General features: G+C 37.1%; 18 protein-coding genes and 4 pseudogenes. 13 read left to right on the plus strand and 9 right to left on the minus strand.

What is annotated here, in order from left to right; genetic code table 11:
* Window positions 1-155 precede the first annotated feature (155 nt).
* Entirely contained in the window at window positions 156-413 is a 258-nt protein-coding gene (locus JCM13188_RS12535; RefSeq protein ID WP_054754454.1) for a hypothetical protein, read from the plus strand.
* Here the strand turns inward: JCM13188_RS12535 and JCM13188_RS12540 are convergent.
* The 5 genes and pseudogenes from JCM13188_RS12540 to JCM13188_RS12550 all read right to left on the minus strand — a co-directional run bounded on the left by JCM13188_RS12540 (window position 380) and on the right by JCM13188_RS12550 (window position 2,865).
* Window positions 380-745: a hypothetical protein gene (locus JCM13188_RS12540; protein WP_054754455.1), complete on the minus strand. Its 366-nt coding sequence runs from the start codon at window positions 743-745 to the stop codon at window positions 380-382. The genes JCM13188_RS12535 and JCM13188_RS12540 overlap by 34 nt on opposite strands.
* Window positions 715-1,005: a hypothetical protein gene (locus JCM13188_RS12545; protein ID WP_054754456.1), complete on the minus strand. Its 291-nt coding sequence runs from the start codon at window positions 1,003-1,005 to the stop codon at window positions 715-717. Before JCM13188_RS12545 ends, JCM13188_RS12540 begins: the two co-directional genes overlap by 31 nt.
* A 310-nt stretch (window positions 1,006-1,315) precedes the next feature.
* Complete coding sequence (locus tag JCM13188_RS21845; protein WP_439646641.1) at window positions 1,316-1,444, minus strand: hypothetical protein; 129 nt, start codon at window positions 1,442-1,444, stop codon at window positions 1,316-1,318.
* A 12-nt stretch (window positions 1,445-1,456) separates the two neighbouring features.
* A pseudogene (locus JCM13188_RS21850) lies at window positions 1,457-1,600 on the minus strand (catalase-related domain-containing protein); the annotation flags it as partial.
* A gap of 8 nt (window positions 1,601-1,608) precedes the next feature.
* Window positions 1,609-2,865, minus strand: a pseudogene (locus JCM13188_RS12550) (catalase).
* A 113-nt stretch (window positions 2,866-2,978) separates the two neighbouring features.
* Between JCM13188_RS12550 and JCM13188_RS12555 the strand changes: the two are divergent.
* Complete coding sequence (locus tag JCM13188_RS12555) at window positions 2,979-3,314, plus strand: DUF3888 domain-containing protein (protein WP_054754457.1); 336 nt, start codon at window positions 2,979-2,981, stop codon at window positions 3,312-3,314.
* 118 nt (window positions 3,315-3,432) lie between these two features.
* On the opposite strand, the gene JCM13188_RS12560 is transcribed toward JCM13188_RS12555, so the two are convergent.
* Together JCM13188_RS12560 and JCM13188_RS12565 are read right to left on the minus strand one after the other, a co-directional pair.
* Window positions 3,433-4,530 (minus strand): mechanosensitive ion channel family protein, encoded by a 1,098-nt coding sequence (locus JCM13188_RS12560; protein ID WP_054754458.1) that lies wholly within the window; start codon window positions 4,528-4,530, stop codon window positions 3,433-3,435.
* 17 nt (window positions 4,531-4,547) lie between these two features.
* Window positions 4,548-5,054, minus strand: a complete 507-nt coding sequence (locus tag JCM13188_RS12565; protein WP_054754459.1) for a GNAT family N-acetyltransferase — start codon at window positions 5,052-5,054, stop codon at window positions 4,548-4,550.
* 204 nt (window positions 5,055-5,258) lie between these two features.
* Here JCM13188_RS12565 and JCM13188_RS12570 point away from each other — a divergent pair, with 204 nt between their 5' ends.
* Both JCM13188_RS12570 and JCM13188_RS12575 read left to right on the plus strand, forming a co-directional pair.
* A complete protein-coding gene (locus JCM13188_RS12570) occupies window positions 5,259-5,714 on the plus strand; it encodes a LysM peptidoglycan-binding domain-containing protein (protein ID WP_054754460.1) in 456 nt (151 codons plus the stop codon).
* Window positions 5,662-6,105 (plus strand): 3D domain-containing protein, encoded by a 444-nt coding sequence (locus JCM13188_RS12575; protein WP_279401806.1) that lies wholly within the window; start codon window positions 5,662-5,664, stop codon window positions 6,103-6,105. The genes JCM13188_RS12570 and JCM13188_RS12575 overlap by 53 nt, the downstream gene beginning before the upstream one ends.
* Before the next feature lie 128 nt (window positions 6,106-6,233).
* Here the strand turns inward: JCM13188_RS12575 and JCM13188_RS12580 are convergent.
* Together JCM13188_RS12580 and JCM13188_RS12585 are read right to left on the minus strand one after the other, a co-directional pair.
* Window positions 6,234-6,889: pseudogene (locus JCM13188_RS12580) on the minus strand (type 1 glutamine amidotransferase domain-containing protein).
* A 166-nt stretch (window positions 6,890-7,055) separates the two neighbouring features.
* On the minus strand, window positions 7,056-7,892 hold the full coding sequence (locus JCM13188_RS12585) for a manganese catalase (protein ID WP_054754461.1): 837 nt from the start codon (window positions 7,890-7,892) through the stop codon (window positions 7,056-7,058).
* Window positions 7,893-8,044: 152 nt separating this feature from the next.
* Between JCM13188_RS12585 and JCM13188_RS12590 the strand changes: the two genes are divergently transcribed.
* The 9 genes and pseudogenes from JCM13188_RS12590 to JCM13188_RS12625 all read left to right on the plus strand — a co-directional run bounded on the left by JCM13188_RS12590 (window position 8,045) and on the right by JCM13188_RS12625 (window position 14,493).
* The gene (locus JCM13188_RS12590) at window positions 8,045-9,151 is read left to right on the plus strand and encodes an FAD-dependent oxidoreductase (protein WP_054754462.1); all 1,107 of its coding nucleotides are present in this window, start codon (window positions 8,045-8,047) and stop codon (window positions 9,149-9,151) included.
* Window positions 9,152-9,159: 8 nt separating this feature from the next.
* Window positions 9,160-9,390: an FAD-dependent oxidoreductase gene (locus JCM13188_RS19270; RefSeq protein WP_279401825.1), complete on the plus strand. Its 231-nt coding sequence runs from the start codon at window positions 9,160-9,162 to the stop codon at window positions 9,388-9,390.
* A gap of 48 nt (window positions 9,391-9,438) precedes the next feature.
* Complete coding sequence (locus JCM13188_RS12595; RefSeq protein ID WP_054754463.1) at window positions 9,439-9,924, plus strand: hypothetical protein; 486 nt, start codon at window positions 9,439-9,441, stop codon at window positions 9,922-9,924.
* 92 nt (window positions 9,925-10,016) lie between these two features.
* Window positions 10,017-10,340: a carbonic anhydrase gene (locus JCM13188_RS12600; protein WP_279401807.1), complete on the plus strand. Its 324-nt coding sequence runs from the start codon at window positions 10,017-10,019 to the stop codon at window positions 10,338-10,340.
* Window positions 10,341-10,698: 358 nt separating this feature from the next.
* Window positions 10,699-11,142: a ferritin-like domain-containing protein gene (locus JCM13188_RS12605; protein ID WP_054754464.1), complete on the plus strand. Its 444-nt coding sequence runs from the start codon at window positions 10,699-10,701 to the stop codon at window positions 11,140-11,142.
* Window positions 11,143-11,217: 75 nt separating this feature from the next.
* Window positions 11,218-11,787, plus strand: a complete 570-nt coding sequence (locus JCM13188_RS12610; RefSeq protein WP_279401808.1) for a class I SAM-dependent methyltransferase — start codon at window positions 11,218-11,220, stop codon at window positions 11,785-11,787.
* A 49-nt stretch (window positions 11,788-11,836) separates the two neighbouring features.
* Window positions 11,837-13,034, plus strand: a pseudogene (locus tag JCM13188_RS21855) (DUF819 family protein).
* 71 nt (window positions 13,035-13,105) lie between these two features.
* On the plus strand, window positions 13,106-13,666 hold the full coding sequence (locus JCM13188_RS12620; RefSeq protein WP_054754465.1) for a helix-turn-helix domain-containing protein: 561 nt from the start codon (window positions 13,106-13,108) through the stop codon (window positions 13,664-13,666).
* Window positions 13,564-14,493: an IS3 family transposase gene (locus tag JCM13188_RS12625; RefSeq protein ID WP_279401826.1), complete on the plus strand. Its 930-nt coding sequence runs from the start codon at window positions 13,564-13,566 to the stop codon at window positions 14,491-14,493. The genes JCM13188_RS12620 and JCM13188_RS12625 overlap by 103 nt, the downstream gene beginning before the upstream one ends.
* Window positions 14,494-14,601 lie beyond the last annotated feature (108 nt).

The raw sequence follows: 14,601 nt of genomic DNA on the forward strand, positions 1-14,601 counted from the left end.
CATGTTTCAGTTCGTATGGCTGAGAATGGTTTGGAAGTTTTAAAAGGAACGTTCCATTTTTAAATAAAAAATGTGCACACCCTGTAAGAAGGGTGTGCATTTTATTTCATGATTCACACAGTTTAGTGCAAACTAACCTTAAGAGGTGAAGGGTTATGCACATGGATGGTCAAATTATCTCTGGAGACTATGATCGCCAGAATCATGAATTTTCAATTAAAAGTATTAAGCATTTATCGACTGAATCAACTATTACAGAACAGGAGTTAGGACTTCTCCATGATTATCTGTCAGCTCACTTAGATGAAGGTGGACAGATCCTATCTTTAAATGATCAAATACTTGTTAAGTTAAATGAAGTAGAAGTTCAGCTCATTCTTCAAGATTTAGATGACATTAAAAAGTTGTTTTGAATGTGATAAATACTTTTCTGAATAGAGGTCTCAACGTATCCTAATAGTTGGTCAAAGGTAAAAACTTGTAAATCTTCATATAAGTCAGGTTCTGGATAATCGATGTCCTTTAGTATGTATGAAATAAATGTCCTAATATCATCCGATGATACTTCATCCGTTTCCTGATTAATTCTAGCATTTAAGAAAATCTGTTTTAAAGTCGTCTTCAAATTATAGTGCTTAATTAATTTAGCATTTAACAAGCGAAAATCATTATGATATCTGTAGAAGATTTCATCATCATGGTCTAAGCGGTTTTTTAACCAAGATAATGCAAACCCATGTACCAATTATCATCGGCAATTAAGTGCGTATAATAACCTAACATAAACGGCTTATGTAATTGATTTTTATATTTTGAAACGAAGCGTTCAACCTCAATTTCTTTGGAAAAGTCCTCCATACTACCTTTATAAAAATGAGAAGCATCTTTATTTGTAAGAGCTGCATCTGCTGCTATACCGCCAATAATAAAGGAGTCTAAATCATTAACTTCAAAGTATTTCCCCACTTGATGTGCAATGATCGCGTGCATGATTCTCGAACCCATTATTTCTCCTCCTGAAAAATTGTCTCTACTTACTACATTCTATAATAGTTTAAGCAGTCCTTCTATTCCAACTTTTACCTAAGGAAAAGCACCAACTGGATTATAGCCAGTTAGCGCTCAGAAAAGAAAAATTTTGTTTAACTATGCCTCAGAGTATTTTTCTGATGTGAACAGTCCACCCAAAATACGGACAGTTTTCTTTAGGATGCGGACAATCCGGCTTTAGATGCGAACAAACCACTTGAAAATACGAACAGCTTTCCCCTGGATGCGGACAATTCATCCGTGGATACGGACAGTTGCCTTATGATTAATATGGATCTGAAACGTGACCTAATTCTTGCGCATCGTGAACAGCTTCTTCTTTTTCATTATTCGTATTCATTTTCTCTAAGCCTTCCTTAACACGTCTTCCGTATTCCTCATCGGCTTGTGTCAAGTTTTCAATCATTTTATCTTGAATTGGCTTACGACATTGAGATAATGCTCCAACTAAGTTATTGATTAGATCCTCACGTTCCCAATCATTTAAACGACGATAGGTTTCCCCAGCCTGACCGAAGTTATTTTGACGCTCGATGGGCTCTCTAACAATATTTCCTTCTACATGAGGTGTGTTTTCAACACCTGGGTTTTAGCTTCTTTTAAACCGTTAAGGGTTGAAGGTTCATAGTTAATATGAGGATTCTTCTCTTCAGCATAATCCATTCGATAATCCATTTGACCACCATTTTGGTTTGTGACAACACGCTTGATCGGACTATTAATTGGTAACTGCAAATAGTTTGGACCAACACGGTAACGCTGAGTGTCAGAATAAGAGTACGTGCGGCCTTGAAGCAGCTTATCATCTGAAAAGTCTAGTCCGTCTACTAAAACCCCTGTACCAAAGGCCACTTGTTCTACTTCTGCGTGGTAGTTTTCAGGATTTTATTTAAGACCATTTTACCGACCTTATGCCAAGGGAACTGGTCTTTATACCAAAGTTTGGTAGGATCTAACGGATCAAAATCAAGCTCTGGGTGCTCGTGGTCTTCCATAATTTGAACATATAGCTCCCATTCTGGATAGTTGCCTTCTTCAATCGCATCATATAAATCCTGCGTTGCATGGTTGAAGTTCATACCTTGAATTTGTTAGCCTCTGCTTGAGTTAAGTTTTTAATACCTTGAACAGGCTCCCAGTGATATTTGACTAACACGGTTTTTCCTTCTTTATTCACCCATCGGTAAGCGTGTACCCCAGAACCTTGCATTTGACGATAGTTTGCAGGAATTCCCCACGGTGAAAATAAGAATGTAATCATATGTGTCGCTTCTGGAGATGCACTAATAAAGTCGAACTGACGCTCTGGATCTTGTATGTTTGTCACTGGGTCAGGGAAGAACGAGTGTACAAAGTCTGGGAACTTTAGTGGGTCTCGTATGAAAAATATCTTCAAGTTATTCCCGACTAAATCCCAGTTCCCGTCTTCTGTATAAAACTTCACCGCAAAACCGCGCGGATCACGCAATGTTTCAGGTGAATGCTTTCCGTGGTTTACCGTTGAAAAACGAGTAAATACAGGAGTGCGTTTACCTTTCTCAAAACCTTAGCGCGGGTGTACTTTGAGATTGGCTCACCATTAATTTCCCCGTAAGATTCAAAGTACCCATGCGCTCCAGCCCCACGCGCATGCACAATTCTCTCTGGAATTTTCTCTCGGTCAAAGTGACTGATTTTTTCTAGAAAATCATAGTTTTCAAGGACTAATGGACCACGATTACCAACAGATCTTGTATTTTGGTTATCCGTAACAGGATGGCCCTGCTGGTTCGTCATCTCTTGCCTGTTTTCTTTGTCTTTTGGGTGTTCTCTCATTGTAAATTCCTCCTTTCACATTCAGATGTTATTTTTGCCAACAGGAGAAAAATCATACAGCATTCATAATTAATGAAAATTAGTTCAGTTTAGTAAGTAAAGAGGTGATTTGAATGAGAAAGGTCTTATTACTAGTTGGGATTCTTCTTTTCCCAGCTTACGGCAATGTATCAGCTGAATCGAATTTGGAGGAAAGCTTAATTTTAGAACTATTAACGCCATATGTTGAAGACGCAATTGAGGAATTTTATGGGCAAACGAGAGATTATGATCAAGAAAATATCGTGGAACTGGAAAAATTGGATGATTGTCAAGGCTGCTTCTTAGCAACAATTGAAGTGCGTACGCAAATTCAAAGTTTGGAGCCACCGTACGTAACAGATCAGATTTCTATCGATGTAAGAAACGGTAATGTCACCATCGTAGATTATGTTCATAAAAGTGAATGACTTATGAGGAAAATTTTAATTTTATAAGAAAAAATAAAATTTATGAGGAATTTTTCAGATTTATGAGGAAATAAAATTACCGATATAAAAAAACTCGCGGGACTTACCCGCGAGTTTTTTACTCTTCTTTTTCATTTGTAACGGCCACATTGCCGTTATCCATATAAATCGTACGAGATGGGAAAGCAACAGAAACGCCTTCTTCTTCAAGGATCTCCATGATTCTGAAGTTAATATCCTGCTTCACATTTAAGAATTTTTCCCATTGAGTTGAAATCGTGAAGAAGTATAAGAATATATCTAGGCTGCTGTCGTTATATTTATCAAATTTTACAAAGATCGTTTCTTTATGAATTTCATCATGATTGTTTAGCATATCATTGATTCGTTCGACCACAATTTCAAGTTTCTCTTTCGGAGTACTGTATTCAACCCCGAGGTTGAAAGTTATCTGACGCTTGCCCATCTTACTCCAATTCGTAATCGCTTCGTTAGAAAGTGTAGAGTTAGGAACTGTGACAAGTGCCTCAGCAAATGTGCGAATAATGGTGCTTCTAAAATTAATATCTTCAACGATTCCCTCAACAGTTGGTGTTCTGATCCAGTCACCTAATGTAAAAGGTTTTTCGGTGATGATCACTACCCCGCCGAAGAAGTTTTTAATCACTTCTTGAGCTGCTAAGGCGAATGCAAGACCACCTATACCTAGACCTGCAACAAATCCATTTACATCAAATCCAAATTTCGATAAAACCAGACTGATGGTAATAGTTATGATGATGATTCTTAGAGCCTTAGATAAGAAAGGAATAAGTATTTGGTCGACTTCAAGTCCAACACCATCATTGAGTTTCATAAAAAGGAGTGACGACGTTGAGCATAAGTTATAAAGTCCCCATGCAATTAACACAATTAGAGAAGCTTGAATTATGTTTAAAAAGATTCCATTTTCATTGCTTAAATAGGGGAAAAAGTCAACTGCTATGTACAATCCGATGATAACAAATAACCATCGGATTGGTTTTTCATAAGCATCTAGAATTTGCTTAATTAATTCTGTTTTATCACGATTAAAAAACCTTCTAATAAAGTAAAAAACATACTTGGTAAAGATTTTTCTTAATAAATGAAATAACAGTAATATTCCAATTGCAAAGCCAATATCTATCCATTGTTCTTCACTAATGTATTGCCAAAATTTCCAGTTAAACTCCATGATCTTTAACTCCTAAGCTAGATTTGAGTGAGAGCCTCCCAACCATATACGGCCTCTTTTATGATTTGTCCGTCGAATTCTACATCAATACAATCTACTCGTTCAGCACCTAAGTTTTCATAAAACGTGCAGTGAGTATCTTCTTCAAAGACCGAAATCATGAGGGAGGAGATATTGTGTTCTTTTAAGTCATCTAATAAGGTTCTTATTAGCATTCTTCCCAAACCGAGGTTTTGATAGTCTTTTAAAATATGCAAGGCATAGATTTCTCCTTGAAATTGTTCATATTGACTCGTACGCTTAATGCCTCCGTGAACGAATCCAACAATATCACTATCATCATTTTCTACTATCCATACTTTATCATTCAAGAGAATCTTTTTCCAGAGGTCTTCTCGCTCTCTGTAGCTCAAATCTTGAAGTAAGTTTTTTGGTAGAACACCTTGATAACTGTTTAACCAGCAATCAACATGCACCTTGGCAATACCACTATAGTCCGATAAAATAGCTTCTCTAATTAACATGATGACACTCCTTTGTAAGCTTTTACTGTATATATACCCAAGTTTTTTACAAATTATCAAAAAATATTACAAAATACTCATAATCTATTACAAATGTCCTTAAAACTATTACTTTCGTTATAGACTCTTAACCTCTGTGTAACCACAAATCTAGTACTTCCGTGTTAAGATAGCTCTTGCAAGTAAATAAGGAGGGAATGACACATGAAGAAATTAGTCATATCGCTTGCAGGCGGAATTCTATTATCAGGATTCGCTGTAACATCATCTGTATCAGCTGAAGCAGACTACAAAATTCAAAAGGGTGATACAGTAAGTGAAATAGCCGAAACGTACGGCACAACGACAGAGGACATCAAAGAATTAAACAACCTATCATCTAGCATTATCGTAACAGGAGACAAACTAAAAATAGATAACAGAAGAGTATTAGAAGTTCAAAAAGGAGATACACTAAGCGAACTAGCTAGAGATCTAGATGTAGACGTAAATGACATCAAAGATTGGAACAAACTAGATTCAGACACAATTGTCATTGGACAAGATTTAAAGTTAGATCTTTCAATAGATTCTCTTAAAAACTTTGATGAATTTGTAGCTGAACGTAATGGACAAGCTCCTGTTCAAAAACAAGAATCAAATAAAGAGAAAAAATGTTAAACAAACATCTAATGAATCAGCTGAAAAAGACGAGAAACAAACAGCTAATCAATCTAAAGAAGAACAACCAGTTCAACAAGCAAACAAAACAGAAGAAGCAGCTGAAACATTAACTGTAAAAGCAACAGCTTATACAGCTGATTGTGAAGGTTGCTCAGGAATTACAGCAACAGGCATCAACTTAAACGAGAACCCTAACAAGAAAGTAATCGCAGTTGACCCAGACGTGATTCCATTAGGAACAAAAGTATGGGTTGAAGGTTACGGCGAAGCAATCGCTGGAGATACTGGCGGTGCTATTAATGGTAACCGTATTGATGTTCACGTCCCTACAAAACAAAAAGCTTATGACTGGGGCGTAAGAACAGTAGAAGTAAAAATTTTAGACTAATTAATTATTAAATAATGACCCCTACACAAGTACCCCTTTTCGCAGTTTGCGTGAAGGGGTGCTTTGTTTGTGTAAAATTAAAAACCCCACATACGTAATCATCCGTATGTGGGGTAGTGTCATATTGATTAGCTTTCTAATGCGTCAACTACTTGATCTGCAGCTGAACGGCTGGATTGTGGGTTTTGACCAGTTACAAGGTTACCATCTCTGACTGAGTAATCTTCCCAGTTATCACCATGCTCAAAGTTGGCACCTTTTTCACGAAGTTTGGATTCAAGCATAAATGGCATATGCTCGTCCAATTGCATTTCTTTTTCCTCGGAGTCAGTAAAAGCAGATACCTTTTTATCTTTTACAAGCGGTGTTCCATCAAGATAAGTTACATTGACTAGACCTGATGGGCCGTGACAGACAGAGCCGATGACTTTGCCTTCTTCAGCAAATTGTTGTAATACGTACTGTAATGTCTTACTATCAGGAAAATCAAACATAGTTCCGTGTCCTCCTGGTAGAAAGATAGCGTCAAATCCAGTAGCATCCTTTTTGTTAGTTTATGCGTTTTTTCTAACTCAGCTTCTGCTTCTTTCCACTCAGCTCGTTCTTCAATGCTGTTTGGATCTAGTGGCACCTGACCACCTTCGATACTCGTGACTTTGATCTCGTATCCTTTGTCTTTAAATACGTTATAAGGAACGGCGAATTCTTCTAACCAAAGTCCAGTTGTATGATCATCGGTAATTTTTGTGTGGTTTGTTACAACCATTAATATTTTTTTACTCATGATGACATTCCTCCTTCTGCATTATTATTTATATCACCTGTAAATTTTATGTCGCAAAAAAATCTGCTTGTACTAAAGTGATAGAATGTCCTTACATTATTACCATATCCTCATAAACAAGTATTAAAACATCAAAAAGCCCCTACTTACCTGAGGGGCTGTATGTTTAACATTTTTGAGGAGGGATACTAAAGTTGGTATTAAATGAATACGCAGGAGCAGGTTCGAGCGTAGGTAAACCGCCCATTGGTTTAGGGTTTGCTACATATTCAAACGTGCTGCAACCATCGATGCTAGGTCCACTTGCCCAGCGTCCTTTACTGCTCTCATCACCTTTTGATAAATTATAAAACTCATATGAAACGTCTTGAATTTCTAGCTCTGGTGGGAAAGTGGACGGTACGATGACGCCTTCTTTTTCCTCAAGCTCTTGAATCGCTGCAAGCCACATGTTCTGGTGATAACGATCGCGTGCGATTAAGAAGGCTAACATATCTTTAACACCAGGGTCAGATGTAGCTGCGTATAATCGACTTGCTTGAAGACGGCCTTGTGATTCAGCTGTGACATTAGCGCGGAAGTCTGCTAGTAAATTTCCGCTTGCACCAATGTATTCCGCTGTCCATCTGTTTCCAACACTGTCAGCTGGCATAGCTCCAAAGCCTGATACAATTGCATGCTGAGGATTCATTCCACCAATGATAGCACCTAATACTGGATCTTCAACAGCATCTTCTAAGTCTCCAATTGGGGCATCTTCAAGTAATCTTGCAATCATGGTAGCTAACATTTCGACGTGCGCTAACTCTTCCGTACCAACATCCATGAGTAAGTCTTTATATTTTCCTTCCATACGTACGTTAAACCCTTGGAATAAGTATTGCATCGCAACTGAAATTTCCCCGTATTGTCCACCTAATATTTCTTGCAATTGTTTAGCAAAAAGGGGATCTGGACGTTCTGGCTTGGCATCGTACTGTAGCTCTTTTACATGATAAAACATATTGTCACTCCTTAGTGTCTATAGGTATCTGCACATACAATATGTTTAGGACTAGTTGAATGTCCCAAATTATTTTAGATTTGGGCTTATGTCATGATTAAGTTAATTTCGGGTAATCTAAAATTAAATGTATGCGTGCGGAGGGAATGTGAGTGAAATATGATGTCATTATTATTGGGTCAGGTTTAGCAGGATTAACAGCAGGACTTTTATTAACAAAAAAAGGTTACCGTGTGTTAATTCTAGAGAAGAAACCCTTTGTAGGAGGGCGGACAGCTTCGTGGGATGAAGATGGGATGAAGGTGGAATCCGGTTTTCACCGAGTCATTGGTTATTATAAACACTTCCCCAGAGTTCTTAAAAAAGCTGGTATTAATATGAATAAGATAGTTATGTGGGAAGAAGTAATGGATTTCCGTTCTGCTAGAAAAGGAGACGTGACGACATTTGGAATGGCTCCAGTACACGGACCACTTAAACTTTTAAAAGGGATGTTTGGAAATACAGATACCATCTCATATAAAGACCGAATGTCCTTATTTCCGTTTTTTATAAATGGTATGAAGGATTACTTGAAAAAGCCTGACCAACTTGATCAAGTGAGTGTTAAGGAATACGCTGAACGACATCATGTCACTAATAATGCATTTCACCTAGTGTTAGTTCCATTAACGGCTGGTATTTTCTTTTTACCACCTGAGAGGTTTTCTGCTTATGTGTTCTTCGGGTTACTTGCACCGTCACTCCCGCGTTTTTATAAGATGAGAATGGGAGGATTCTTAGGAGGCATGTCTGAATTGTTTTCAGATCCTATAGCGCGTGTAATTGAAAAACAAGGCGGAACTATATTGAGGGATCATAAAGTCACTAGAATGATCTATGAAAATGGTAGGGTAAAGGGCGTGGTAGCAGAAGGTCAAGAATTTTATGCTGACGAGACGGTTCTTGCGACCGAAATAGGAGCAGCAAAAAAGTTAATTACAGATTCGTCTGTGGAGCATGCTTGTTTTAATAACTTACTTCAATTACCAGATGTCCCTGCCGTCACGATCCAATTCGAACTAGATAGACCTGCAACCCCATATGACCGAACGACTTTTGGAGCTGGTACCTCGCTTGCTTCTTTTACAGAACAATCAAGGACCACTTTTAAACATGTCCCTGGTCGCATGTCTTGTATATTAGCTCCTGCTGAAAGGTTTATAAATATGGAGTCGGAAGATATTTATCAAATCGCCATAAAAGATGCAAAAAACTAGGTCTTGAAATTGAAGGTCATGTTGTAGACTACAGAGTCGTCAAACACCCAAAAGAGTTTTATAGTCTTGAACCAGGACATGATTGGATGCGACCTGATCAAGACACTCCTATAAAAGGTTTGACGTTAGCTGGTGATTATACTAAAACCTCGAACTTTGCCACGATGGAAAGTGCAGTTGAATCAGGGGAAATTGCAGCTAAAATTGTTGAAGACGAAATGACTAAATCAGCCTTGTAACCTTTGAATAACAAGACCGTCTAATTAATTTAAAAGGCGGTGTTATTATTGAAAATTATAAAAGTATTATTAGCTACTTCACTTTTGGTATTAAGTGGTTGCGGAACGTTGGTACAAGGGGAGAATAGCTCTTCAGTTGAGGAAGCATATATTGTTGCATTAGATGAACTAATGAAAACAGATGAAGCCCTTAATCACGGTCAAAAATTCATTGCAATTAATATGGAGAATTTCAAGCTGAATGAGGAAAAACAGCAAAAAATCGTTAATTATTTTTCTAATCAATATAATACGAAAGTGAAAATTGCTACCCTTGAAGAATTGAAAGAACAAGGCCATTTCGATGAGGAAACGATGTCTTTAGATGGTGTGTTACTACGATTTGAAGAGATAGATCAGAAATTTAGTAATAAATACGTTTTTAAAGGACATAAATTCAAGTCAGGACTTGGTGCTATTTGGTTAACTATTGAAGTTAAGAATAATGGGGAAGAGTGGGCAGTTACAGAATCTAGGATGGATGCGATTAGTTAAGACTGGTTTTAAGCAAGACTATAAATTATCCAACATAACTAGTTTTGTGATATGTTAAAATAGATAAAAAGACTTGAAGGGAGATTTTGAACATGGCAGAAGGAACATTTGTAACAGCGATTAATTGTATGGATGGACGAGTCCAAGAACCAGTAATTAAGTGGATGAAATCAAAATATGAAGTCGATTATGTCGATATGATTACGGAAGCTGGTCCGAATAAGTATTTACTAGATGGTAATGAGGATCAAGTCAATTCATTAAAATCAAAAGTTGATATTTCCTATAGCAAGCATGGTTCAAAAGTACTCGCAATGGTGGGTCATCACGATTGTGCAGGTAATCCTGTTAATAAAGAAGAGAAAGCAGCCCAAATCAAACAAGCTATTAAAAAGATTAATACTTGGGGGATTTGATATGGAAGTCTTAGGGCTATATGTCAATGAAAACTGGGAAGTTGAAACGTTAGATTAATTGTTAGCGCTCCATAGAGGGGCGCTTTTCTGAAAAATAATAAAGCATTAAAATTTATACGCACCAATTAATTATGTTTGATTTCACTGTCTAGCGCGAGACGCCCAACCACTGGGTGACTTCCCGTCTAAACCTACGATAAGTCAACATCGATTCGCGATGCTCATCGTGTTTCCTTTATCTCAGTTTAGTCGGTCCAGTCACTGCGTGGTTAAACGGGCGCCCCGCGCTTTTCTTATTACACGTTTTCCTAGCAACTACATAATTTAAAGTAGGTTTATGTAGTTAGGAGGATGTAGAATGGAACGTCAAGACGCTAGTAATTATGGAGCAAAAGGCGCTCTAACTGATTCAGCACTAGATTTAAATAAAATGCTGACCTATGCATTAGAAGATGAGTATTTAGCCCAATCAAGATATCAAGTTGTGCTTCAGGAATTCGGTGCAGTTCGACCTTTTACCCAAATCCAGCAAGCAGAAGTTAGACATATTAATGCTTTACTACCTTTGTTTAACCGTTATCAAATACCTATCCCGGAAGATGATTCATTACAGTATATTACTGTTCCTATATCTTTAGAAGAGGCATTCAATGAAGGTGTAGAAGGTGAGATTGATAATATATCAATGTATAATCGCTTCTTAAATTTAGATTTACCTAATGATGTTAGACGGGTGTTTACTCAGTTACGTAATGCTTCGTTAAATCATTTGGAGGCATTCCGAAGAGGAGCAATGCGTTAAGAGGATAATTATAGGTTATCCTCTTTTCGTTAATGGGAATACTGCTAAAGAAACAATTATTAAGGAGTGAATCTTATGCATGGACATGGGCATCGTTTTAACCCAGAAAAGGCAGACAAGCTATTAAGTGATGAAAGACGAAAAAGTATTGATATTGAACGTGTTATGGATTTGATGTCACTAAAATCAAGTGATGTCATTGCGGACTTTGGAGCAGGAAATGGTTTCTTTTCAGTTCCGTTTGCGGAACAAGTGGATAAAGTTTTAGCCATCGATATAGAGCCTAAAATGTTGGAGTTACTCAAAGAACATGCAGAAGCTAAAAATCTTACCAATATTGATTATGTTGAAAGTGATTTGCAAGACATTGCTCTTGATCACGAACTTGCCGATAAAGGAATTATTGCATTTGTTATGCATGAGATTCCGAATATGGAAGTAGCACTTAATGAATTTAAACGAATCATTAAAAAGGGCGGAAGTTTAATCATCATTGACTGGGAAGCAGTTGAATCAGAATCAGGCCCTCCAGTTCATGAGCGTATTGCATCTTCAGATCTGGGGGACTTTTTAAAAAGGCAAGGTTACGAACCACATTTAGAGCACTTAAATGAAGCGGTTTATTTAATTAAGATTCATTTTTAAAAAGAATCAAAATATTTTATAATATAGAATTAAAAAAGGGAGTGGAAAAATGAATAGCTTAATTAAGCCGGAAGATACTTGGCTTGTGGGGTTTTAGCCGGGTGGGCAGCGTTTAGTATTTATTTGGAGCAAAAATATGAATGGGCTTCCAAAGTGACAGGCGCCATCATTGCACTTGTAGGGGCGATGATCTTAGTTAACATTAACGTCATACCTGTACAGGCTCCTGCTTATGATGCAGTTTGGACCTATGTCATTCCGTTAGCTATTCCACTATTATTGTTCCAAGCGAACCTTCGTAAGATTTGGAACGAGAGCGGTAAAATGTTAGTGCTCTTTTTAATAAGTGCAATTGGAACTGTCGTAGGTGCATTTATAGCATTTTTTGCTCTGCAGAAAGTAGTTCCAGAGCCTGAAAAGTTAGCGGGCCTCGAAACGGGTTCGTATACCGGTGGTGGCGTCAACTTTGCTGCTCTATCGGCTAAGCTAGAAGTCCCGGGTGAACTAGCGTCATCTGCTATTGTTGCGGATAATATTTTAATGGCTTTATATTTCTTTGTTTTAATTATCATGCCAACAGTTGCTTTCTTTAGAAGGAAATATCGTACGCCATATGTAGATGAGTTAGAAAAGAGTGCCGGAGATTCTAATGAAAATACAGTTGCAGATTATTGGAAGAGAAAAGGCATTTCGTTAAAGGACATTGCCTTTGCGATCGGAACAGCGTAGCCGTATCATTTAAATTAGCAGAAATTATAGGCAATGTCATTCCGTCAGGTGAAGATGTTGGCTTTTTCTTAAACTTATTAAATGGTTTGTTTGGTGATGGATACTTAATGCTAACAACCATAACCGTCATTGCTGTTACGGTATTTGGTAAGTATTTCGAAAACATACATGGTGCACAGGAAATAGGAACGTACTTAATCTATATATTCTTTGTCGTCATTGGTGTTCCGGCATCTCTACCATTATTAATTGAAAATGCTCCGTTACTACTTGTCTTTATGGCGATCATTGTATTATTTAATATGCTAATTACATTTACAGTAGGTAGAGTATTTAAGTTTAGTTTAGAAGAGATGATTGTAGCAAGTAATGCAAATATTGGCGGTCCAACAACAGCTGCGGCCTTTGCGATTGCGAAAGGTTGGACGAAACTGATCGCGCCAATCATGCTTGTCGGAACGCTTGGGTATGTCATAGGAAACTATCTAGGTAGCATGGTTTACTATTTATTAATGTAAGCAATTTGACCTCCACATGGGTACTGCACCCCAAAAGTTAGAGTAAAAAATCTCTTTTGGGGTGTTTTTGTATGGCAAAATATAATTTCGATTTCAAATTAAAAGTTGTTAAAGAATATCTTGAAGGTCCGTTAGGCTACGGTTTGTTAGCTCAAAAATACGGAGTTTCGGATAAGAAACAAATAAGAATGTGGGTAAATTCATATAAGTCATTTGGTGAAGATGGTTTACGTAGTAAGCGTTCTAATACTGTTTATTCTGTTCAATTCAAGCTGGATGTATTAAACTTTAAGAGACAAACGGGCGCTTCTTATATAGATACTGCAATAAAATTTAAGCTGAATAATCCTTCTCTAATTGCGAACTGGAAGAGATTGTTTCTTAACCAAGGGATAGAAGGGCTCAAAGAAAAACCGAAAGGACGGGCTCCTATGTCGAAAAGAAAATCGAAACAGTCAAAACAAGAAAAGGCAATGTCTCGCGAGGAACAATTAGAACATGAAAATGAACTTCTTCGTTTAGAAAATGCATACTTAAAAAAGTTAAAAGCTTTTCAGGAGAACCCGAATGCCTACCTCGAAAAGCACAAACAGTCTTGGCATTCGAACTCAAAGAAGAAGGATTCAAATTAAAAGATGTGTTAGCAGTAATAGGCATACCAGAAGCAACTTATCATTATCACATTCATCAATTGAAGAGAGAAGATCCTGATAAAGAACTGAAAGAAATCATAAGTGAATTGTTTCAAAAACATGGAGAGAGATATGGTTATCGTCGTATTCATTTAGAATTAAAAGCGAAAGGCTACCAAATAAATCATAAGAAAGTCCAACGAATCATGAGAGAGCTCGGCTTAAAGTGTGAAAAATTCACACGAAAATCTCGTTACAAGTCTTATAAAGGAACCGTCGGTAAGGTAGCGAAAAATCGTTTAAATCGTAGATTTAACACATCTATACCTCTTCAAAAGCTAGTTACTGACGTTACGGAGTTTAAGTGTACTGGAAATGAGAAACTTTATTTAAGTCCAATATTAGATTTATATAATGGCGAAATCATCTCTTACGGTATGTCTAAGAAACCAACATTAGATTTTGTGCTTCAACCACTTAATCAAGCAGTAGAGATGATCACTAATAAAGCCGAGTATCGAACGACCATCCATTCAGATCAAGGGTGGCATTACCAATATAGAAGATGGGTTAACACATTAAAGACAAACAAGATTTTTCAAAGTATGTCTAGGAAAGCGACATGTGCAGATAATGCCACAATGGAGAATTTCTTTGGAATTTTGAAACAAGAAATGTATTATGGTGAGGCATTAAAATCTTATGATGAACTAAAAACAAAAATCGAGGAATTCATTTATTACTATAATAACGATCGAATTAAATTAAAATTGGCTGGTTTAAGTCCAGTTAAATACCGAATTCAAACCAGCCAATCAGCTGCATAATTAAAACTCTAACTTTTTGGGGTCACCACCATGATGGGGGTCTTTTTTTTGTGAATGAGATGAAGTGCAGTTTTTGCCTCATAATACAGTTTTTACGCGTCTAGAAGG

It is taken from the genome of Piscibacillus salipiscarius JCM 13188, assembly GCF_001311865.1.
GTDB lineage: Bacteria > Bacillota > Bacilli > Bacillales > Alkalibacillaceae > Piscibacillus > Piscibacillus salipiscarius.

Excerpts from the sequence above, each read along its gene's own strand:
- JCM13188_RS12535 (WP_054754454.1), top strand. The coding sequence starts at position 156 with ATGCACATGGATGGTCAAATTATCTCTGGAGACTATGATCGCCAGAAT.
- JCM13188_RS12545 (WP_054754456.1), bottom strand. The coding sequence starts at position 1,005 with ATGGGTTCGAGAATCATGCACGCGATCATTGCACATCAAGTGGGGAAA.
- JCM13188_RS12555 (WP_054754457.1), top strand. The coding sequence starts at position 2,979 with ATGAGAAAGGTCTTATTACTAGTTGGGATTCTTCTTTTCCCAGCTTAC.
- JCM13188_RS12560 (WP_054754458.1), bottom strand. The coding sequence starts at position 4,530 with ATGGAGTTTAACTGGAAATTTTGGCAATACATTAGTGAAGAACAATGG.
- JCM13188_RS12565 (WP_054754459.1), bottom strand. The coding sequence starts at position 5,054 with ATGTTAATTAGAGAAGCTATTTTATCGGACTATAGTGGTATTGCCAAG.
- JCM13188_RS12570 (WP_054754460.1), top strand. The coding sequence starts at position 5,259 with ATGAAGAAATTAGTCATATCGCTTGCAGGCGGAATTCTATTATCAGGA.
- JCM13188_RS12575 (WP_279401806.1), top strand. The coding sequence starts at position 5,662 with ATGGACAAGCTCCTGTTCAAAAACAAGAATCAAATAAAGAGAAAAAAT.
- JCM13188_RS12585 (WP_054754461.1), bottom strand. The coding sequence starts at position 7,892 with ATGTTTTATCATGTAAAAGAGCTACAGTACGATGCCAAGCCAGAACGT.
- JCM13188_RS12600 (WP_279401807.1), top strand. The coding sequence starts at position 10,017 with ATGGCAGAAGGAACATTTGTAACAGCGATTAATTGTATGGATGGACGA.
- JCM13188_RS12605 (WP_054754464.1), top strand. The coding sequence starts at position 10,699 with ATGGAACGTCAAGACGCTAGTAATTATGGAGCAAAAGGCGCTCTAACT.
- JCM13188_RS12610 (WP_279401808.1), top strand. The coding sequence starts at position 11,218 with ATGCATGGACATGGGCATCGTTTTAACCCAGAAAAGGCAGACAAGCTA.
- JCM13188_RS12620 (WP_054754465.1), top strand. The coding sequence starts at position 13,106 with ATGGCAAAATATAATTTCGATTTCAAATTAAAAGTTGTTAAAGAATAT.